This is a genomic window from Methylocystis sp. JAN1 (assembly GCF_052186135.1).
GTDB lineage: Bacteria > Pseudomonadota > Alphaproteobacteria > Rhizobiales > Beijerinckiaceae > Methylocystis.
In genome coordinates this window covers 3,609,606-3,629,975 of the sequence record NZ_CP181499.1, presented here as the reverse complement: position 1 = coordinate 3,629,975, position 20,370 = coordinate 3,609,606, and the positions used below count along the sequence as shown (strand labels likewise).

Sequence of the window (20,370 nt, the reverse complement as noted above, 5' to 3'; positions counted from 1 at the left end):
TCGGTCGTCCCCTATGCCTTGGCGGCGGCGTGAATCGCCTCGCGCACCTGCTGGAAGGTGCCGCAGCGGCAGATATTCGTGATGGCGGCGTCGATCTCCTTGTCGGTCGGTTGCGGCGTCTCCTTCAGGAGCGCCGCGACGGCCATGATCATGCCGCTCTGGCAATAGCCGCATTGCGGGACGTCGAGATCGATCCAGGCCTGTTGCACGCGATGCAGCGCCCCGTTTTCCGCGAGGCCCTCGATCGTCGTGATCTTCCTGCCAGCCGCGTCGGCGACCGTCACGCTGCAGGAGCGCGCGGCCTGCCCGTCGATATGCACCGTGCAGGCGCCGCACTGGCCGATCCCGCAGCCATATTTCGTGCCGGTAAGGCCGAGATCTTCACGGATCGCCCAGAGGAGCGGCGTGTCGGGATCGACATCCGCATCGATCGTTTTTCCGTTGATGAAAAGAACCGTCATTCGCTCCCTCTCCGCGGGCGACCTGTTCCGCTTTTCGTCTAATCCTACAAAATCGGAGGGGTTTAGCCAAGCGGTCCGCTCGCATTGAACGCCCATTTAGGGCGTTGCAGGCGAAGCGGGAGCGGCTCTGCGCTTTCGCCGTCGACAGGAATTTGCGCGGCGCGGGGCAGGGATTTGCGAGGGTCTGATTGCGAATCACCCAGCAAATCGTTAGCAATTTGCATTGTTGGCGGCGGCGCGCAGGATTTTGCGGCCGATTGCGACGAGGAGAGCATTCATATGGCCAAGGCAAAAACCACCCGGGCCGCGACCGCCAAGGTCGGCAAGGCCGAGGCGCCCGCCATTCGTCCGGTGAAGGAGACCATGACGAAGTCGGCGCTGATCAACTACATCGCCGAGCAGAACGACATTCCGCGCAAGACCGCGGCCGCCGTTTACGCCACGCTCGAAGGCGTGTTTCTCGGCTCGGTGCATCCCAGGGGCGTCGGCGAATTCACCCTTCCGGGCCTGCTCAAAGTCACGCTGCGCAAGGTTCCGGCGCGCAAGGCCGGCACGCTCGTGCGCAATCCAGCGACCGGCGAGATGGTGAAGGCGGCGGCGAAGCCCGCGTCGGTTCGCGTCAAGATCCGCGCGCTTTCAAAGTTGAAATCGGCGGCGACGAAGTAAAACTTTTTGAGAATCGCGTCGGCCGCATCGCGCGGCCGGCGCGCGGCTCCGGACGCGCTTGGGCGCGCGGGTTCGTACGCCTGCATTCTCCGAAGCGTTGTGGCGGCCGCGGTTTTATCGTCGCGGAGCCTTCATATTCGAGGTACAGTGTCGGAATGTCATCCGATACGCCGCGCGAATAAACAATGCCGGAAGCAACAAGCGGCGCCGCTCCCCTGCGCCGCGTCACCAGTGTCGAAGGGCTTGGCGCCTTGATCGCGGTCTTGCGCCGCCGGGGGCGTCGCGTCATCGGCCCCACGATCGCGGACGACGCCATCATTTATGACGGCGTTGACGATCTGGACGATCTCCCGCGCGGCGTGGCCGACGCGCAGGCGCCCGGGAGCTATAAGCTCTCGCCGCGTGACGACGGCGCGCTGTTCGGCTACGCTGTCGGCCCTCAATCCTGGAAGAAGTTTCTGCATAAGCCGCTGCTGCGGCTGTGGCGCGCCGAGCGCAAGGGAGACGACGTCACGATCGAGGCCGAGCGCCCCGAGCCGCAGAATTTCGCGTTCATCGGCGTGCGCGCCTGCGAATTGAACGCCATCGCCATTCAGGACCGCGTGCTGATGGGCGGCGACTATGTCGACCCCCATTACAAGGCCCAGCGCGACGGCGCCTTCATCGTCGCGCTGAATTGCGGCCAGGCGGGCGGGACATGTTTTTGCGTTTCGATGAAGGCCGGGCCGAAAGTTGAAAAGGGCTTCGACCTCGCCCTTACCGAGTTGCTTTCCCCCGACGCGCATGAGTTTCTGATCGAGATCGGTTCGCCTGCCGGGGCCGATATCCTCGCGGAGCTGCCGAGCCGCCCCGCGACGGCGGAAGATATCGCGGCGGCGGAGGACGTCGTCGCGCAGACGGCTGCGTCCATGGGGCGCCGTATGCCCGACGAGGACGTTCCTGCGCTGCTCATGCGCAATTTGCAGCACCCGCGCTGGAGCGAGACGGCGCAACGCTGCCTGTCCTGCGCCAATTGCACCATGGTCTGCCCGACCTGCTTCTGCACCTCGGTCGAGGACCACAATGATCTGGCTGGCGTCGAATCCTCGCGCACGAGGCGCTGGGACTCCTGTTTCACCATGGATTATTCCTACATTCATGGCGGCTCGGTCCGCCCCAGCGTCTCCTCGCGCTATCGCCAGTGGATGACGCACAAGCTTTCGACCTGGCATGAGCAGTTCGGAACCTCGGGCTGCGTCGGCTGCGGCCGTTGCATCACCTGGTGTCCGGTGGGGATCGACATTACGGAAGAGACGCAGGCGATCAGCGACAGCGAGAAAAGCGCGGGGAGGCCGTGATGGAGAATCTCGAACGCGTTCTGTCGGCGCATCCTTTCTTCGCCGGACTCGACGAGGCCTTCCTCAAGCTTGCCTGCGGCTGCGCCAGGAATGCGCGGATCGAGGCGGGCGAATTCGTTTTTCACGAGGGCGAGGCGGCGGATCATTTTTATCTGATCCGCGAAGGCCGCGTGGCCTTGCAGGTCTCGGCGCCTGGCCGCGGCGCGTCGACCTTTCTGACGCTGGGGCCTGGCGAAGTGTTCGGCGTCAACTGGCTCGTGCCGCCCTATCGCTGGGTCTATGACGCCAGGGCGCTCGAACTCACCCGCGCCATCGCCATGGACGCCAGATGCCTGCGCGACAAATGCGAGGCTGATCATGACCTCGGCTATGACATCATGAAGCGTCTCATGCCGATCCTCATCGATCGCCTGCACACGACGCGGCTGCAGTTCCTCGACCTCTATGGCAGCCATGCATAAAGCGCCGCATCTCTCGCCCATCGCGGCGCAGCCCGTCGTTCCGCAGGTCGCTCATGTGCGCCGCCGGCGCCGCGACGCGCCGGACGCCTGGACGCTGGAGCTCGAAATGGCGGACGGCGCGCGCTTCCGCTATGCGCCCGGCCAATTCAACATGCTCACCGCCTTCGGCGTCGGCGAGGCGGCGATCAGCGTGAGCGGCGACCCGGCGGCGGGTCCGCTGATCCACACGATCCGCGCCGTCGGACCGGTCTCGCGCGCGCTGACGAAACTTGGTCCCGGAGATCCGATCGGCGTACGTGGCCCGTTCGGCGCCGGCTGGCCGATGGCTCAAGCGGAAGGCAAGGACGTCGTGGTCGTCGCCGGCGGTCTCGGCCTGGCGCCGCTGCGGCCTGCGCTTTACCGCCTGCTGGGCGAGCGCGCGCGCTACGGCAAGGTCGCGCTGCTCTTCGGCGCCCGGCGGCCGGAGGACATTCTGTTTCGCCATGAGGTCGAAAACTGGCGCGGCCGTTTCGACATTGACGTGGAGGTGACGGTCGATCAGGCGGCCTCGGAATGGCATGGCCATGTCGGCGTTGTGACGACCCTGGTTTCACGGCTCGACATCGACCCTGCGAAGTCGATCGCCATGGTCTGCGGGCCGGAAGTAATGATGCGCTTCGTCGCCATGTCGTTGATCGACAAAGGCCTGTCCGAGGACGCGATCCACCTCTCGATGGAACGTAACATGAAATGCGCCATCGGCCATTGCGGCCATTGCCAGCTCGGCCCGACTCTCATCTGCCGCGACGGGCCGGTCTTCACCTATGCGCGCCTCAAGCCGCTTCTCGCGGTGAAGGAGCTCTAGCAATGGCGCGAGCCAAGCCGCGACTCGCCGTCTGGAAATTCGCTTCCTGCGACGGTTGTCAGTTGAGCCTCCTCGATTGTGAGGACGAACTCCTCGCTGTCGCTGGAGCGATCGATATCGCCTATTTCCCGGAGGCGACGCGCGGCGACGTGAAGGGCCATTACGATCTCTCCCTGGTCGAGGGTTCGGTCACCACGGCGCACGACGTCGAGCGCATCCATGAGGTGCGCCGGCGTTCCAGGACGCTCGTCACCATCGGCGCCTGCGCCACCTCGGGCGGCATACAGGCGCTGCGCAATTTTTCCGACGTGCGCGAATATATGTCCATTGTCTATGCGCATCCGGAATATATCCACACGCTCGAAACCTCGACGGCGATCTGCGACCACGTGCCCGTCGATTTCGAGCTTCGCGGATGTCCCATCAGCAAAGGGCAACTCGTCGACGTCGTCGCGGCTTTCCTTTCGGGGCGGCGTCCGAATACGCCCGCGCACAGCGTCTGCATCGAATGCAAGCTGAAGGGCAATGTCTGCGTGATGGTGGCGAAGGCGACGCCTTGTCTCGGCCCGGTGACGCATGCCGGCTGCGGCGCGCTCTGCCCTTCCTATGATCGCGGCTGCTATGGTTGCTTCGGCCCCAAGGAGACGCCGAACGCTCCGTCTCTGAGCGCCTGGCTCGGCGGCATGGGGATGGCGGCCAAAGCGCTGGAGCGCATTTATCGCACCTTCAACGCCAATGCCGAACCTTTCCGCAAAGAAAGCGAGCGACATGCCGAGCCGGACAATCAAGGTTGATCTTCTCGCGCGCGTGGAAGGCGAGGGCGCGCTGAAGATCGTCGTGCGCGACGGCAAGGTGCGGCGGGCGGAATTCAATATCTTCGAGCCGCCACGCTTCTTCGAGGCCTTTCTGCGTGGGCGCCATTACACCGAGACGCCCGACATCGTCGCGCGCATCTGCGGCATCTGCCCGGTGGCTTATCAGATGAGCGCGGTGCATGCGCTCGAAAATCTGCTTGGGATCGCGGTCGACGGGCCGCTGCGAGAGTTGCGGCGGCTTCTCTATTGCGGCGAATGGATCGAGTCTCATGTGCTGCACATCTATATGCTGCACGCGCCGGATTTTCTCGGCTATGACGGCGGCGTGCAGATGGCGCGCGACCATGGCGAGGCGGTAAGGCGCGGGCTGCGGCTCAAGAAAGTCGGGAACGAGATACTTCAGCTTCTGGGCGGGCGCGAAATTCATCCCGTCAACGTTCGAGTCGGCGGCTTTCACCGCGCGCCCCGCAAACGGGAACTGGCGCCGCTGGCCGAGAAGCTGAAATGGGCGCGCGAGGCCGCGCTGGAGACGTCGCGCTGGGTCGCGGCTTTCGACTTTCCGCAGCGCGAGCGCGACTACACTTTCGTCACGCTCAAGCATGCTGCGGAATATCCGTTTAACGAAGGTCGTATCGTTTCGAACCGCGGCCTTGATATTCCGGCCGCCGATTACGACGCGCATTTCGAAGAGAGTCATGTCGCGCATTCGACGGCGCTGCATTCACATCTGAGGAATGGCGGCGGCGCCTATCTCACGGGGCCGCTCGCGCGCTTCAACATGTGCTTCGCTCAGCTCTCGCCGCTGGCGCAGGCGACTGCGCGCGAGATCGGGCTCGGCGAGAGCTGCCGCAATCCCTATCGCAGCATCATGGTTCGCGCGATCGAGGCGCTCTATGCCTGCGACGAGGCGTTGCGCATTATCGAAAACTACGAAGAGCCGGAGAAGCCTCACATCGACGTCGCGCCGCGTGCGGGGGTCGGCTACGCCGCCACGGAGGCGCCGCGCGGCATGCTCTATCATCGCTACCGTATCGACGAGGAGGGAACCATCGCGGACGCGCAGATCGTGCCGCCAACGTCGCAAAATCAGGCCTGTCTCGAAGAAGACCTCATCGACTTCATCGGCGGGTTCCTCGACCTGCCCGACAAGGACCTGCAATATCGCGCCGAACAGACGGTGCGCAATTACGATCCGTGCATCTCTTGCGCGACGCATTTCCTCAAACTGGAAATCGACCGGGGCTGAACCTTGGCGACCATCGTCATCGGCCTTGGCAATCCCGACCGGGGCGATGACGCCGCGGGACGGGAAGTCGCGCGGCGATTAAGGGAGACAGGGCTGCTATCGGCCGATATTCTTGAACTCGACGGCGAAGCCACCGCCTTGCTGGCTCGCCTTGAAGGCGCAAGCGCCGCCATCCTCGTCGACGCCAGCATTTCGGGCGGGCCGCCCGGGATGGTTCGCCGTTTCGACGTCGCGGCGGGGCCGCTGCCGAGCGGCGCCTTCGGCGTGTCGTCGCATGGCTTTGGTTTGGCGGAGGCGATCGAACTTGCGCGAGCGCTCGGCGCGCTGCCGCCGCGCTGCATTGTCTACGCCATCGAAGGCGAGCGCTTCGATATCGGCGCGCCGATGTCGGCAGGCGTGTGGGCCGCGATCGGCGGTCTCGCTCAAAGAGTTCGCGATGAACTCGAAAATAGATGATCAGAACGCCGCCCGAAGCCGCTCCGCCGCGCTTTCGGGCGTGATGTCGCGCTGCGGCGCGCCGAGCAATTCGAAGCCGACCATGAATTTCCGGATGGTCGCGGAACGCAGCAGAGGCGGATAGAAATGGCCGTGGAAATGCCAATGCGGATGCGCGCCGCCATCGCTCGGCCGCTGGTGGAACCCCATGGAGTAGGGAAAGGGCGTCGAGAACAGATTATCGTAGCGGCACGTGATCTGGCTCAGAATATCCGCGAGCGCGCGCATATCGCTCCCTGTAAATTCGTCGAGCGCGCCGAGATGGCGGCGGGGCAGTAGCATGGTTTCGAACGGCCATGTCGCCCAGAAGGGGACGAGCGCGACAAAGCCTTCATTCTCGCAGACGATGCGTCCGCCATCGCCCCGTTCGAGCGCAAGGTAGTCGCACAACAAGCATGACTGCCGCTGCGCGAAATAGTCGCCTTGCCTTTTCGATTCCTTCACCAGCTCGTTCGGTTCGCGATGGGTCGCCCAGATCTGGCAATGGGGATGCGGATTGCTGGCGCCCATCATGGCGCCCCGATTTTCGAAGATCTGCACGGCGCCGACGAGCGGGTCGGCGTCCAGGCGCATGAATTCCTGCCGCCACAGGGCGACGATCTTCACAATGTCGTCCACGGGCATGCGCGACAAAGTGAGATCGTGCCGCGGGGAAAAGCAGACGACGCGGCATCGCCCCGGCTCGCCCTGCGCGACGATCAGCCCCGCTTCGTCGATCTCGTCGTCCGGCGCGTCGGCGCGAAGCGCGGCGAAATCGTTGTCGAAAGCGAAAACGTCCCTATAGGCGGGATTGCGTTCGCCATTGGCGCGGAGATTCCCCGGGCAGAGATAGCAACCGGGATCGTAGGATGGAACGACCGCCTCGCCCTTCGTCTCCATCTGGCCCTGCCAGGGCCGACTGGTGCGATGGGGAGAGACCAGCACCCACTCGCCTGTCAGGGCGTTGAGGCGGCGATGCGAGTTCTGTTGCAGATCCAGCATGTCAAAAAACCACCGGTCCGGCGCCAGGGCCGGGGTAGCAGGAAAATATCATCGGCTTGAGACCCGTCTTCTCTTCATAGGAGGGTCCGACAATCTCGGCAAAACGCTCCGCCTCCGACGCTTCTACAAGGCTCACGGCGCAGCCGCCGAAGCCGCCGCCCGTCATGCGCGCGCCGAATACGCCAGGCGCCGCGCGCGCGAGCGTCACCATCAGGTCGAGCTCCGGGCAACTGACATTGTAGTCGTCCCGCAGACTCGCATGGGAGGCGTTCATCAATTCGCCCGCTGTTTCGAAGTCGTCCGCCTCCAGCGCCGCGACGACCTGCAACACGCGGGCGTTTTCGGTGACGACATGGCGGGCGCGTTTGAGAATCGTCTCCGGGAGGAGAGCGGCGTGGGACTCGATTTCCGCGACGCTTACGTCGCGAAGCGCCCGCACCCCCTCGATTGTCTGGGAGAGCAGGGCGACGGCGGCCTCGCAATCCTGCCGGCGCAGATTATATTCGCTGCCCGCGAGCTGGTGGCGCACCATGGTGTTGCAGACGAGAATGCGCACTTTCGGATCGATCGGAACCGGCCGCGCCTCCAGGCTGCGGCAGTCGAGCAGCAAAGCGCAGCCTTCGACGCCGTGGCATGAAATGAACTGGTCCATGACGCCGCAGCGCATGCCGACAAATTCATTTTCGGCGCGCTGGCAAATCTTCGCGAGCTCCAGCCGATCGATCGGCGCGCCCGCCACGCTCAGCAGCGCATAGCCGACCGACGCTTCAAGCGCGGCCGAGGCCGACAGGCCGGATCCCATCGGCAGGACGCTCATGACGATCATCTCGGCGCCCCTCAGACGATGGCCCGATTTTTCGAGCTCCAGCGCGACGCCAAGGACATAGTCGCTCCAGTCGCCGGCGGCGCGTTGCGGCGCATCGAGGTCGGCGACGAAATCGGCGTTCAAATTCGCGGAATGAACTTTGATCACCCGATCCTCGCGCGGCGCGATCGCGACATAGGTCGCAAGATCGAGCGCAGCCGGCAACACGAAGCCGTCATTATAATCCGTATGTTCGCCGATCAGATTGACGCGGCCGGGCGCGCGGAAAAGCTGCGGCGCGCGACCGTGGCGACGCTTGAAGAAATCAGGCAGATTTTCGGGGGCGAGCAGGGTCATGGGCGTCCGATAGGCTGACGGAAGCGAGGCTTTTTCTTTCTACGAAAATCTCAAGCCGCGCTGAAGGCTGGGCGCGAAATTAACTGGCGGTCTTACGTAGATTCGCGTAGGGACTTTGGGATCGCGCAGGTCGCAATATTTCGAATTCGACATCATCTTCTTTTCGACCCTGAAGCGGGCCAGGTTTCCGGCCGGGGACGACGACGGTGAAGCAAGCGCGTATCAGCCTCGATGGCATGTGGGAGTTCCAATATCTCGGCAGCGGCGCCGCGTCGCTCGCCGGGAAGAGGAACATCCTTGTTCCGAGTCCCTGGCAGGCTCAGTTTCCCGATCTGAGCATGCGCGGCGGCGTCGCAGTCTATCGCCGCAGCGTAGACGTGCCGGCGGACTGGCTGGAGCAGCGCGTCTTCCTCCATTTCGGCGCCGTCTTTCATATAGCGCATGTCTTCGTGAATGGCGCCCTGGTCGGCAGCCATGTCGGCGGCTTTCTGCCCTTTTACTTCGACGTGACCGAGCGCCTGTCGGAGGGCCCGGCGGAGATCGAGGTGCGCGTCGAAAGTCCGACGGACGACCCGTCCGAATTCCCTCATAACCCGTTCGCGGAAATGCCCTTCGGCAAACAGAGCTGGTATGGCCCGCTCTCCGGGATCTGGCAGTCGGTTTATCTCGAATGCAATGTCCCGGATCGATTGACCGGACTGCGGGTCGGCGCCGATCTCGATAGTGGCGACGTGTCCGCGCAACTAAAGTTCGAACGCGCGCTGTGCTGCCGCACCGAGGCGATTCTGGACGTGCTGGACCCGCGCGGCGCCCGCGTGGCTTCGGCGCGTGCGGAACTCGCCGTCGGCGCCGAGCACGCGAATCTGCGCGCGCATGTGGCGGAGCCGCAGGCCTGGTCGCCGGACGCGCCAAATCTTTACAGGCTGCGCGCGACGCTGCTGCGCGATGGCGAGACGATCGACGAAAGGGAGACGCATTTCGGCTTCCGCAAGATCGAGACCCGCGCCGGCAAGCTCTATCTCAACGGAAAGCCCTTCTATCTGCGCGCCGCGCTCGATCAGGACTATTACCCCGACACGATCTGCACGCCGCCCTCGCTCGAATTCATCGAGGACCGCTTCCGCAAGGCGAAGGCGCTCGGGCTCAATGCGCTGCGCTGCCACATCAAGGCGCCGGACCCGCGCTATTACGAGGCCGCTGACCGGCTGGGCCTCCTGATCTGGGCGGAGTTGCCGAACGGCGGCTATTCGACGGAGCGTTCGCGCGAGCGCAAGGAGACGACGCTCAAGGGAATCATCGACCGGGATGGCAACCATCCGTCGATTTTCTGCTGGACGCTCATCAACGAGAACTGGGGCGTCGACCTCGTGCACGACGCCAAGCACCGCGCCTGGCTGCGCCGGCTCTATCTATGGCTCAAAGCCTATGATCCGACGCGTCTCGTCGTCGACAATTCGCCGCTCGCGCCGAGCTTTCATGTGCAGAGCGACCTTGCGGACTATCATTTCTACGCGGCCATTCCGGACAGCCGGCACGACTGGGACCGTTTCGTCGACGCGCTCGCCGATCGCGGCGACTGGCTTTTCAGCCCGGAAGGCGATGCGGTGACGACGGGCGAGGAGCCGCTTCTGTGTTCGGAATTCGGCAATTGGGGGCTCCCGCATCCCGAGAAGCTCAGCGACGCCAATGGCCGCGAGCCCTGGTGGTTCGAGACGGGGCACGATTGGGGCGAGGGCGTCATGTATCCGCATGGCGTGCAAAACCGCTTTCACGATTGGAGCCTCGACCGCGTCTTCGGCAGTTTCGAGGGCTTCATCGAGGCGACGCAATGGCAGCAGTTCCGCGCGCTGAAATATGAAATTGAAGCCATGCGCCGGCGCGGCGAAATCGCAGGCTATGTCATTACCGAGCTGACCGACTGCCATTGGGAGTCAAACGGTCTGCTCGATATGCGCTCCAATACGCGCGCCTTCCATGACGTATTCCACACGATCAACGCCGATACGGTGATCGCGCCGCGACTCGAGCGCGCTTCCTATTGGTCGAGCGAGACGCTGGAGCTGCCTCTGAAGATCGCCCATGGCGGCGGCGAGGCGCTGGAGGCGGGGACGCTTGAAATCCTGTCGGATTGGCCGCAAACCACGCCGACGCCGCGTGTCGACGCGGGCGCCGTCGCCGATCTCGGCGTCGTGTCGCTGCAGCTTCCGGAGGTTGACCGTCCATCGATGCGGCGCGTCTCCTTCCATCTGCGCGCCCCGGACGGCCGCGTCGTCGCGCGCAACGAGATCGAATTCGCGCTTCATCCGCCGCGCGCGCAATGCCCGGGCTTCGCCCTTTGGTCGCCGGAGCCGGATGTGCGCTCGCGTCTTCAGGCCCTGGGGTATCGCCTTGCGGCAAGCGTCGATGAGGCGGATGTCGTCGTGGCGCAGCGCAATGCGCCCGACCTTGCCGCCTATGTGCGTGGCGGCGGCCGAGCGGTTCTGTTGCCCGATGAGGAAGGGACATTGACGCCCTTCTTTCCGCATTGGCAAAACGTCAAGGTGCTCGCGCGCGACGGCACGCTGTGGCGCGGCGACTGGGCCTCGTCCTTCGCCTGGCTGCGCCGGCGTGGTCACTTCCGCGCGCTGCCGGGCGGACCGATGATCGATCCGAGCTTTGATCGCGTGATTCCCACTCACGTGATTTCGGGTTGCAATCTGCTCGACTTCCATGCGCGCGTGCATGCCGCTCTGGCCGTCGGCTGGATACACAGGCCGGTCGGTCTCGCCGTGGAACGCAATTATGGCGAGGGGCATATCGTCATCTCGACCTTCCGTCTGTTACAGGATCCGCCCGGCGCCGATCCGACCGCGACCGCGCTCCTCGACGCGCTGGTCGCCACTGCGGGCGGCGATCTTCCGGTTCCGGCGCGCGAGCCGGCGAAGCTGGAATCGGCCTGAGCGCGCTTTTCTCGCGAAAAAACGGCGTCCGCTTTTCGCAGCCCCAAAGCCGCGCTTCAACGGCGCGGCCCCGCTGCGCAAACGTCGCGACCGACGGATGAGGCGAAGCTCTTGAAATTGTCGTGGAACATGCCGGCGAGACGTAAAGCCGCGTCTTCGTAGCGCGCGGGGGAGGCCCATGTTTTGGCGGGATCGAGCAGGCCGGGATCGACGCCTGGAGCGGCGAGCGGCGTTTCGAAGCCGAAGAACGGATCGCGGCGACAGCTTGCCTCTTCGAGCGATCCGTCGAGCGCGGCGCGTAGCAGTGCGCGCGTCACCTGGATGGGCATGCGCCCGCCCTCGCCATAGGCGCCGCCAGTCCATCCGGTATTGACGAGCCAGCAGCCTGCGTCATGCGCGACGATGCGTTCGCGCAGCATGTTGCCGTATTCCGCCGGGCGTCGCGGCATGAAGGGCGCGCCGAAGCAGGTGGAAAAGACGGCCTGCGGCGCGCGCACGCCATTCTCCGTCCCGGCGACGCGCGCCGTATAGCCCGAGAGGAAATGATACATGGCCTGCGCCGAGTCGAGCTTGGCGATCGGCGGCAGCACGCCGAATGCGTCGCAGGTCAGCATCACGACATTCTTCGGATGGCTTGCACGCCCTTCCGCCGAGGCGTTCGGAATAAAGTCGAGCGGGTAGGCGATGCGCGTATTCTCGGTTTTTGAGTCGTCGTCGAAGTCGACGCTGCGCGTCGCCGGATCGAAGCCGACATTTTCCAGCACGACGCCGAAACGATTGGCGGCCGCGTGGATCTCCGGCTCATGCGCCGCAGAAAGTCGAATCGCCTTTGCATAACAGCCGCCTTCGAAATTGAAGACGCCGTTCTCATCCCAGCCATGTTCGTCGTCGCCGATCAACATACGCGACGCGTCGGCGGAAAGCGTCGTTTTTCCGGTGCCGGAGAGACCGAAGAAAATCGCCGCCCCGCTTGCATGATCGTTCGCCGCGCAATGCATAGGCAGCACGCCCTGCGCGGGCATCAGGAAATTCAGGAAGGTGAAAACTGATTTCTTGATCTCGCCCGCGTAGCGCGTGCCGCCGATGAGGGCGAGGCGGCGCGAGAAGTCGAGCGCGATCACCGTCTCCGAGCGGCACCCATGGCGCGCGGGATCAGCGCGGAAAGAGGGCAGGGCGACGATCGTCAGGTCCGGCGCGGACGAGGCCGCGCCGGGCGCCGGGGGCCGGATCAGCAGATTGCGGATGAAAAGCGCATGCCAGGCGAATTCGCTGTAGACGCGAATGTCGAGGCGCCGCTTTGGATCCGCGCAGGCCTGCAGATTCTGCGCGAAGAGGTCGAGCCCACGCGCATGCGCCGACATATCCGCGTAAAGACGCGAAAATTGCTCGGGCGTCATTGGCTGATTGTTGTCCCACCAGACGGTTTCGTCGGTGAGTGCGTCGCGCACGATAAATTTGTCGGCGGGCGACCGTCCCGTATGCGGCGCCGTCTCGACGATCAGAGCCCCGCTGCGGGCGATCAAACCCTCCTTGCGTCTGAGCGCTTCTTCATAAAGACGTGGCGCCTCGAGATCGGGGAAAGCGTCGAGGGCGAAAAGGTCAACCGTCCGATCCGCCGTCACCCTCGATTGCGCCGTCATTTGTCGCCCGCCCTTGCAAAGATGTCATTTTCAAAAAAACGTCGACTTGCAATCGGATGTTCCAGCGCGGGCCTTACTGCTCGGCCTCGCGAAGTGGAGACGCATGGGCGATTACCTCATCCGGCGTTTTAGGGAGGAGGCGTCGGCCGTGCGTTCGACGCCCCGGGCGGCTATTTGCCCTGCCCTTTTCTCGAAAAGAGTCCGCCAGGCGCTCTGGCTCGCGTCCGGGGCCGATGAAACGGGCCGGCCGCCGATCCGGGCGATGCTGGATCGCGAGGATGGATCGCCCGCTTTGCAGCGGTTGACCGCCAAGCTGGCGAACGGGTCCGAGCCGGAAGCTGAAGGGCTGAAATTGGAGTTGACAGGGGCGGCGCGAGCAACGCATATGCCGCTACCGATTGGCCGCCGCAAGCGCGCCAGTTCTCGCGCAGGCCGCGAGACGGATGGGGGAATGTCCCGAGCGGCAAAGGGGGCGGACTGTAAATCCGCTGGCTAAGCCTTCGTAGGTTCGAGTCCTACTTCCCCCACCATTCCCGATGAGATCGATCGCGCCGGGTAGCAGGTCTCCATCTTTCGAGAAAGCCGCTATTTAGCGGCCGCCGCCGTCTGATTTCGGGCTGCCCGCGTAGAATGCGTCTGGCGTCACCAAATCCCTGTTTTTCTCACGCGGCGCTGCGGCGAATTTGTGCGCGGTGACGTCTACCGCAACGCCGATGAGCCGCGCCGGTCTGCCTTGCCGGTCGCGTTCGACGACTCCGCGCTCGGAAAACCACGTCGTGGATCCGTCGGGATTGAGAACGCGAATTTCGCTTTCAAAACGACCCTCGGGATCCGTCAACGCCCTTTCGATGTCGGCGCAAAACCTCTCCTGATCATCCTGGTGGACAGCCTCGAGCACGGCCGCAAAACGCGGATATGCGCCCTCGGGCAAGAGGTCGAGCTTCTCCGGATCGAATCGCTGCACCCTGTCTTCGAGGATGTCCCACTCGAAGCAGATCAGATTGGTGGCGTTGAGCGCGAGCTGAAGGCGAATTTCATTGCGGCGCGCCCGGGTCATGAAGGCTGCGTATCTTGCGGACGCGCGCTGGCTCGATTTTCGGGTGTCATGGCCCGAGACCGTGTATCGCCGGACGCCGAAATCGTCGAGATAGGTAAGGAGCGAAGCCGGAACCGGGTCGTGGGGGGTCGCCTCTTTGAAGGCGGCAAGCTTGGCGAGGGCCGCTTCGCGGCGCTTGCATCGGGGACGAGGCATCACTTCCGACTTTGGCTGAGAGGCGCCTGCTTCCTATCAGGCGCGTGAACATCGGGAAACGCCGCGGCTCCAGATACTCTTTTGTTTGTGAAAAAACCATGGCCGATCCGGCGGCCTCGGCCAGCAAGATCGCCGCCGTCCGCTTCGCGCCTGGGTCCTTGCCGGCGCGGCGCCGACTCGCGCCTACTTCTTTTCCTCATTTTTGGGACGCGGACGCAGGCTGGCCGGGGCGAATTTGTCCGCAGGCGGCGAGGCCGGGGCGGCGAAGCCGACGAGATTCGCGGGGCGGGCGGGGGGCAGCAATACGCTGGGCTCGGCCGCGCGGGCGGCTGAGCGCACGGCGGTTATCGGGGCGCCCAGTACAGAGCGGGCGGAGGCGCGCGCCGCCGGCGTCGCCGCGGTCAGCGTGTTGAAATTGGAGCGGTCGAGGCGAGCCGGCACAAGATCGGCCTTTTGGGCCGGCGTTTGAGCCTCATCGTCCGGCCTCGGCGCCGCGGTTCGAACGCCGCGCGGCGCATAGGCGAGCGCCTCCTCGTCCTTGTTTCGCCGATCGTCGGGCGAGTCGACCATATGGGCGATGGCGTGGGCGGCGTTGGCCGGCCGGGTCGCTTGCGCGGGAGCGTCCGGCTCCGCCGGGGCCGAGGCGACCAGCTTCGAGGGGCGGCGAGGCGGGGTCGGCGCGTTGACGAAGCGGCGGCGCTCGGTCGTTTCCTCGGGGGCGCTTTCCTGGGCGTCGACGGAGGAGCGCAAATCCTGAGCGCCGACGGGCTCGGCGCTGGCGATTTCGGACGGCTTTTCGTCGAGCGGCGTCGGCTTGTCGAGCGAGGCGGGCCGACCCGGTGGGGGCAGGGGGACGCGGGCGTATTTCGGCCGCCTCGTCTCTTCCTGCGGCGCCTCCGCGCCTTCGTCGGAGGGAGGAGCGGCCGTCTGGGGCGCCCCGGACGAAGGCGGCGCGACGGCGACGGCGCCGGTGGCGGTCATGGTGGTTTCGCCGCGCGGAAGGTCCGCTTCGGCGCGGGCGATCTGGTTGCGGGCGCGGCGGTTTGCGGGTTGCTCGACGGCGCCGCCTTCCTCGCCGCCGCCCTCGTAATCGGCCTGAGCGTTGCGGGCGTTTCGCGGCGCGAGCGCGGACCACTGCTTGCGGGTGCTCGGCGGCGGCGCCGCGATCTCGGCGTCCTCGTCCTCACCGCCGCCCATGCCGAAGAGCGAGGCGAAGAAGCCGCCGAAGGTGCGGCGCGGCGCGGTCACATAGGCGCCGTTGCCGCGCGCCTCGATCTCCGCCTTCGCTTCCTCATAGCCCGCGAGGGGCTGGCCGTTGGTCGGCAGATGAACCGTCTTGCCGTCCGGGAAGAGCCGAACGAGCTGCTCATAGGTCATGCGCGGCCACGAGCGCACATTGCCGACGTCGAGATGAACGAAAGGCGTGTTGGCGTTCGGATAATAGCCGACGCCGCCGCGCTGCATCCGCATCCCGATTTCCCGGATGTTGGACATCGGCATGCCGGGCATGGTCGTGTCCATCGCCTTGCCGAGCATGTGCTGGGAATATTTGGCCACAGCGCGCGAACGCGCGCGAAGCATGGCGTTCGTCTCAGGCGAACGATAGGCGGAGACGACGTTGATGACCTGATTGCCGGCGCCGGCGCTTCGGTAGGTCTCCCATACCACGTCGAAGAGGCGGGGATCCATGTTGGTCGGCTCGTCGCGGCGCCAGTCGCGCAGGAACCAGTTCAGTTGCTGCAGGACGCGGCTGTCATATTGCCCGTTCACGAGATAGGTCGCGGCGATATCCTCGCCGGTATGGGCGTGATGCAGATAGATCGTCCGCGTGTCGCCATTGGCCACGGCGGTTTCCGTGACGCTTGGCGTAAGCGTCGCCAGACAAGCGATGAAAATGCCCGATGCGAGCGAAAGCGGCGAGGCGGATTTGCGTTGGTCGCTGTCGCGAGGCGTCGTCAAGAGGATCGCTTCCCCGTCTGGCTTGGAGCCCGTCTTATAAACGAACCCAAGGCTGTGCTCCATCCCTGGCCCCGCAAGCCGGCGGAGAACCCGCTGCGGGACGCCTCCCTTAGCGTGGAGGCGCGATATATTGCGGCGCCAGCCGGCGCTTCGGCGAAGGGAACGAGCTGTCTGCGACGCCCACGGACCTCCATCGGCCGGGTCCCCGGCCTGAACTCCCCCTCACGCCTTGAGGGTTACGGTAACATCGTGGCGAAAAATAGCCCGGGACGCGCCCCGGCCGAGCCGGCCACGCGTCAGCGCGTTTCGAGGCGCAGGAATTTCGCGCTCAAAATCGGCTGGGATCCCGGAAGCATAGCCATTCCGACCGTCGTATCCTTTGCGGTGAAAGCCTCGGAAGGCGGGCGGCGCGGGGGCAACGGGACGTCGGCCAAGGCGGGCCTGGGCAAGTCTGCGGCCGGCTCCGAGCGCGCGACGGCGTCCGAAGTGACGCGCGCATCGGCGAGGCGCGAACGGTCGGCGACGGCGACGCGTATCGAGCCGCTCGCCTGTCCCTGGGGCGCGGCGAACGCGCTCGCGACGGCGGTCTGGACCTTCTGGGCGATGTCCGTCCACGATCCAGAGGCGGCGGCGTTCGGCGGCGGGCTCGCGCTGGCGACCGCCGTGGGCGGCGCCTGCCGCGGCTTGCGGCTCGCGATCAGCACGGGATTGTCGCCTTCGCAATTGCGCATGCCGAGCGCGATCAGTTCGCGCCCGCTCAGAATGCGGTATTCGCGCGTCAGATAGCCGAGCCGAGCCTGAATGGCGGCCGGATAGGAAGCGAAGAGCTTGGCGGAAATGCTTTCGTCCGCTTCCCTGGTGATGGCGTTGTAAGCCTTGTGGAACTTAACCTGCGCATCGGGATAGACGCAGACATTGGGCAGGCTCAGCGCCAGCGTGCAGGCCGAGCGGCACTCGTGCAGGCGGACCTCACGATTTTCCCGGCGGTATTGCTCAGTCGCCGCTTCATAGTCGGTAACGAGCCCGCCGACGTCCTTATAGACGATGACGGGCGCCGGAGCTGGCGGCGGCGAAAGATAGCCCAAGACGCACCTCTACGCTTTACGGACGCAAACGTTGTGGGAAAATCTTCACCATGTCATGGTGAACAAATCGCAAAGAGCAATCAGCTCTTTATGCCCACGCGAAGGCCCGGCGAGGGCCGTTCTTGCAGAACATTGCGGCGAAAATGGAATAAGGCGGCGGGACGCCCGCCCGTCCTTAACGACATCTCGCCCGTCGGCTCCACAATTGCAGAAGTTTCGACCAATCGGCGGAAATTCTGCTTGTGGAGATGGCGTCCGGCGATCGCCTCAACTGTCCGTTGCAGCTCCGTGAGCGTGAAAGCCGCGGGCATCAGCTCAAAAATCACTGGCCGATACTTCATTTTGGCCCGAAGCCGCCCCATGGCCGTGGCCAGGATGCGGCGATGGTCGTGCCGCATCGGCGCGCCGAGCGGGTCGAGCCGTCCGCGCTTTGCAGCCGCCTCGCGGCCGTCGCGCAGCGCCTCCTCCAGAAGGCCGGCTTCATAAAGAAGCTCGTAGCGTTCGAGGACGTTTTCCTCGTTGAAGCCGCGCGCGCCGAAAAGAAGGTCCGCGCGCTGCCGGCGCGACAGCCCCGCGGAGGAGACCGCGTTCGGCGCCTCCTCGACCCAGGCGGAAAGTCCCGGCGCGATCGTCGTCTCGATGATGTCCGGCCGGCCCTTGCGCCAATCCTCCCAGGGGAAAAAGTCGTGCCAACTGCGCCAGGCGCCGATGGCCGGGCGCTGGCTGTCGTCGCCAATGCGGGTCAGGGCCAGATAGCCGACGGAGACCACATGCGGGTCCCGGTCGCCGGCGCGGGCGTGACGGCCCCTGTCGCCGAATGTGTAGAGCTGCTCGACATAGCCGAGAGGGGCGCCGGTCTGCTCGGAAACCCAGGCGCGCAGGCCGATCTCGAAGGTGCGGTGGCGGATGGGGTCGAAGGGGCCTGAGGGAAGGGCCGCGACGGCGCCGGCGTCATCCGCGCGCGTGGTCAGAATCAGCGGCTTCTCGTCGCGGACGGCGACGATCGCGGCCGTCAGGCCGATCTCGACCGGCGGCGAAAGCGTCGGGCTGTCAGGCTCCACGATTGTCGCGATCAGGCCAGTTCGAGCGCGAAAGGCGCCCCCTCGAAGCAGTCCGCGCCCCGGCCGATGGCGGTGATGGCGGCGACCATGCGGCCCTCGCGGCCGAGACGCCTGTCGGCTAGAGCGACAAGGCGCCGATTGGGGGTCGCGGTCGGCGATATCCGGCGCAGTTCCTGCGCAAGCTCGAACTCGCAACGATGCGGCGCCAGGGCGCAGGCGGCTACGAAAGCCGCCGCGGGCGAGCGGCTGACGCCGGCATAGCAATGAATGACCATGGGATCGGCCTGGTCCCACTCCTCGAGGAAGGAGAGGAGGCGGTCAACGTGCTCCTCGCCGGGAAGGATATGGCCGTCCACCGGGGCGTCAATGTCGGAAACCGCGATGCGCAAGTGCCGTTCACGAGCGATCTCGCAGGGGCGGACCAAGGAAGCGCCGGCGGTCAGAATCGTGACGAGCGAGCGCGCGCCGCTCGCCCGAACCGTTTCGACCACCTTCGTCATGGAACAGACGTAGAGTCGCCCGTTCGACATCGGAACCCTCTTGGTCTCCCGCTACAAGCGGTCGATCTCTTGAAAGCGGGCCAGAAACCGCGCCTGCGTCTCCTCGACGGGGGCGGGCGCGATCTCGTCCGTCAGCGCCTGCGGCGAGATCGCAGGACGGCCGAAGATGCGCTCCGCTTCGCTCCGTGTAAAGCCGGCAAGCGCGACGGCCTCGAAAAAAGCGGCCGCCCGGTCCGCCTGCTTCGCCAGCTTGGCCATGGCCGGCGCGGGCGTCGCCGGCAGGGAGAAACGCAGCAAGATCGCGCCGAGGATGCGGTTCTCCACCGATTTGTAGGCGTCTCCGATTACCGCCTTGAAGGGCGAGATCATATCGCCGATCACATATTCCGGCGCGTCATGAAGCAGCATGAACAACCGCTCGGCCCTGCCGATCGAGGGCGCCATCTCGACCGCGATCTTTTCCACAAGCAGGCTATGCTGCGCGACGGAGAAAATGTGCGGACCGAGCGTCTGGCCGTTCCAGCGCGCGACGCGGGCGAGGCCATGGGCGATGTCTTCTATCTCTATGTCGAGCGGGGAGGGGTCGAGAAGATCGAGGCGCCGACCGGACAGCATCCTTTGCCACGCCCGGGGCGGGGCGTCCCTGGCGGCGCGTTTCTTCGCAGCGCTTTTTTCGGCGGGCGCGTTCGTCATCTCATTTTGTCGCGCACGTGGCAGTCGACCAGGTGGTCGTTCACCATGCCCACCGCCTGCATGAAGGCGTAGACGATGGTCGGGCCGCAGAATTTGAAGCCCTTCGCCTTCAAATCCCTGGAGAGGCGTTCGGAAGCCGCGGTCTGCGTCGGAACGTCCATGATCCGTCTCGGCCGGTTGTCGACCGGGGCGCCGTCGACGAAGTCCCAAAGATAGGCCGAGAAGCCTTGCGCCGCCTCGATTTCGAGCCAGGCGCGGGCGGAGAGGACGGCGCCTTCGATTTTGGCGCGATTGCGCACGATCCCGTCGTTTTGCATCAATTCATGCACCCGGCGGTCGTCGAAACGGGCGATCGTCGAGGGGTCGAACCCCGCGAAAGCGGCGCGGAAGGCCTCGCGCTTGCGCAATATGGTGATCCAGGAGAGGCCCGCCTGAAAGCCGTCGAGGATCAGTTTCTCGAACAGCGCGCGCGAGTCGCGCTCGGGCCGCCCCCATTCCATGTCGTGATAGGCGACATAGAGCGGGTCGTTCCCCGGCCAGGGGCAGCGGGCAAGCCCGTCCGCGTGCGTCATAACGCAGTCCCCCCAGCTCCTGGGTTGTTCGCGGGCGGGCGGCAAGCGGCGATTCTCCGTGGTTGTGGGGTGCGGCGATGACGCCCCGGCCTTATCGCGCGTTCAGATTGCGTTCACAACCGCGTTGGGACTATCGTTGCGCCGCCGCAGATCCATCGTCGCAGCCTTTCATTGGCGCGGCCTGTGCTTATTGCGCCGTCG

19 protein-coding genes and 1 tRNA gene are annotated in these 20,370 nt (G+C 65.2%); 9 read left to right on the top strand and 11 right to left on the bottom strand.

Annotated features, from left to right (window positions below):
• Nucleotides 1-11: 11 nt before the first annotated feature.
• Nucleotides 12-461, bottom strand: a complete 450-nt coding sequence (locus ACNHKD_RS17415; RefSeq protein ID WP_442754750.1) for a (2Fe-2S)-binding protein — start codon at nucleotides 459-461, stop codon at nucleotides 12-14.
• Between the two features lie 279 nt (nucleotides 462-740).
• Here ACNHKD_RS17415 and ACNHKD_RS17410 point away from each other — a divergent pair, with 279 nt between their 5' ends.
• The 7 genes from ACNHKD_RS17410 (at nucleotide 741) to ACNHKD_RS17380 (ending at nucleotide 6,286) form a co-directional block, all read left to right on the top strand.
• A complete protein-coding gene (locus ACNHKD_RS17410; protein WP_442754749.1) occupies nucleotides 741-1,127 on the top strand; it encodes an HU family DNA-binding protein in 387 nt (128 codons plus the stop codon).
• A gap of 185 nt (nucleotides 1,128-1,312) precedes the next feature.
• A complete protein-coding gene (locus ACNHKD_RS17405) occupies nucleotides 1,313-2,464 on the top strand; it encodes a 4Fe-4S dicluster domain-containing protein (protein WP_442754748.1) in 1,152 nt (383 codons plus the stop codon).
• Nucleotides 2,464-2,925 (top strand): cyclic nucleotide-binding domain-containing protein, encoded by a 462-nt coding sequence (locus tag ACNHKD_RS17400; RefSeq protein ID WP_442754747.1) that lies wholly within the window; start codon nucleotides 2,464-2,466, stop codon nucleotides 2,923-2,925. The genes ACNHKD_RS17405 and ACNHKD_RS17400 overlap by 1 nt, the downstream gene beginning before the upstream one ends.
• Nucleotides 2,918-3,769 carry an FAD/NAD(P)-binding protein gene (locus ACNHKD_RS17395; RefSeq protein WP_442754746.1) on the top strand — a complete coding sequence of 284 codons (852 nt, stop codon included), beginning with the start codon at nucleotides 2,918-2,920 and terminating at the stop codon, nucleotides 3,767-3,769. The genes ACNHKD_RS17400 and ACNHKD_RS17395 overlap by 8 nt, the downstream gene beginning before the upstream one ends.
• Nucleotides 3,770-3,771: 2 nt before the next feature.
• Complete coding sequence (locus ACNHKD_RS17390; RefSeq protein WP_442754745.1) at nucleotides 3,772-4,563, top strand: oxidoreductase; 792 nt, start codon at nucleotides 3,772-3,774, stop codon at nucleotides 4,561-4,563.
• On the top strand, nucleotides 4,538-5,830 hold the full coding sequence (locus ACNHKD_RS17385) for a Ni/Fe hydrogenase subunit alpha (protein WP_442754744.1): 1,293 nt from the start codon (nucleotides 4,538-4,540) through the stop codon (nucleotides 5,828-5,830). Before ACNHKD_RS17390 ends, ACNHKD_RS17385 begins: the two co-directional genes overlap by 26 nt.
• 3 nt (nucleotides 5,831-5,833) lie before the next feature.
• Complete coding sequence (locus ACNHKD_RS17380) at nucleotides 5,834-6,286, top strand: hydrogenase maturation protease (protein ID WP_442754743.1); 453 nt, start codon at nucleotides 5,834-5,836, stop codon at nucleotides 6,284-6,286.
• Here ACNHKD_RS17380 and ACNHKD_RS17375 read toward each other — a convergent pair whose 3' ends face one another.
• The gene (locus ACNHKD_RS17375; protein ID WP_442754742.1) at nucleotides 6,287-7,306 is read right to left on the bottom strand and encodes a UDP-glucose--hexose-1-phosphate uridylyltransferase; all 1,020 of its coding nucleotides are present in this window, start codon (nucleotides 7,304-7,306) and stop codon (nucleotides 6,287-6,289) included.
• 1 nt (nucleotide 7,307) lies between these two features.
• Entirely contained in the window at nucleotides 7,308-8,468 is a 1,161-nt protein-coding gene (galK, locus tag ACNHKD_RS17370) for a galactokinase (RefSeq protein WP_442754741.1), read from the bottom strand.
• A gap of 206 nt (nucleotides 8,469-8,674) precedes the next feature.
• Between galK and ACNHKD_RS17365 the strand changes: the two genes are divergently transcribed.
• The gene (locus tag ACNHKD_RS17365; RefSeq protein WP_442754740.1) at nucleotides 8,675-11,407 is read left to right on the top strand and encodes a glycoside hydrolase family 2 protein; all 2,733 of its coding nucleotides are present in this window, start codon (nucleotides 8,675-8,677) and stop codon (nucleotides 11,405-11,407) included.
• Between the two features lie 56 nt (nucleotides 11,408-11,463).
• Here ACNHKD_RS17365 and ACNHKD_RS17360 read toward each other — a convergent pair whose 3' ends face one another.
• On the bottom strand, nucleotides 11,464-13,047 hold the full coding sequence (locus ACNHKD_RS17360) for a phosphoenolpyruvate carboxykinase (protein ID WP_442754738.1): 1,584 nt from the start codon (nucleotides 13,045-13,047) through the stop codon (nucleotides 11,464-11,466).
• 445 nt (nucleotides 13,048-13,492) lie between these two features.
• Here ACNHKD_RS17360 and ACNHKD_RS17355 point away from each other — a divergent pair.
• Nucleotides 13,493-13,577: transfer RNA gene (locus ACNHKD_RS17355), tRNA-Tyr, on the top strand.
• A gap of 59 nt (nucleotides 13,578-13,636) precedes the next feature.
• Here the strand turns inward: ACNHKD_RS17355 and ACNHKD_RS17350 are convergent.
• The 7 genes from ACNHKD_RS17350 to ACNHKD_RS17320 form a co-directional block, all read right to left on the bottom strand.
• Nucleotides 13,637-14,299, bottom strand: coding sequence for a PAS domain-containing protein (locus tag ACNHKD_RS17350; RefSeq protein WP_442754737.1), 663 nt, complete (start codon nucleotides 14,297-14,299; stop codon nucleotides 13,637-13,639).
• 183 nt (nucleotides 14,300-14,482) lie between these two features.
• Nucleotides 14,483-16,258, bottom strand: coding sequence for a DUF882 domain-containing protein (locus ACNHKD_RS17345; protein WP_442754735.1), 1,776 nt, complete (start codon nucleotides 16,256-16,258; stop codon nucleotides 14,483-14,485).
• Between the two features lie 296 nt (nucleotides 16,259-16,554).
• Entirely contained in the window at nucleotides 16,555-17,343 is a 789-nt protein-coding gene (locus tag ACNHKD_RS17340) for a hypothetical protein (RefSeq protein ID WP_442754733.1), read from the bottom strand.
• Nucleotides 17,344-17,423: 80 nt separating this feature from the next.
• The gene (locus tag ACNHKD_RS17335; protein WP_442754732.1) at nucleotides 17,424-18,404 is read right to left on the bottom strand and encodes an NUDIX hydrolase; all 981 of its coding nucleotides are present in this window, start codon (nucleotides 18,402-18,404) and stop codon (nucleotides 17,424-17,426) included.
• Between the two features lie 11 nt (nucleotides 18,405-18,415).
• Nucleotides 18,416-18,934: a tyrosine phosphatase family protein gene (locus ACNHKD_RS17330; protein ID WP_442754731.1), complete on the bottom strand. Its 519-nt coding sequence runs from the start codon at nucleotides 18,932-18,934 to the stop codon at nucleotides 18,416-18,418.
• A 21-nt stretch (nucleotides 18,935-18,955) separates the two neighbouring features.
• Nucleotides 18,956-19,519: a hydrolase gene (locus ACNHKD_RS17325; RefSeq protein ID WP_442754730.1), complete on the bottom strand. Its 564-nt coding sequence runs from the start codon at nucleotides 19,517-19,519 to the stop codon at nucleotides 18,956-18,958.
• Between the two features lie 74 nt (nucleotides 19,520-19,593).
• A complete protein-coding gene (locus ACNHKD_RS17320) occupies nucleotides 19,594-20,169 on the bottom strand; it encodes a DNA-3-methyladenine glycosylase I (RefSeq protein ID WP_442754729.1) in 576 nt (191 codons plus the stop codon).
• Nucleotides 20,170-20,370 lie beyond the last annotated feature (201 nt).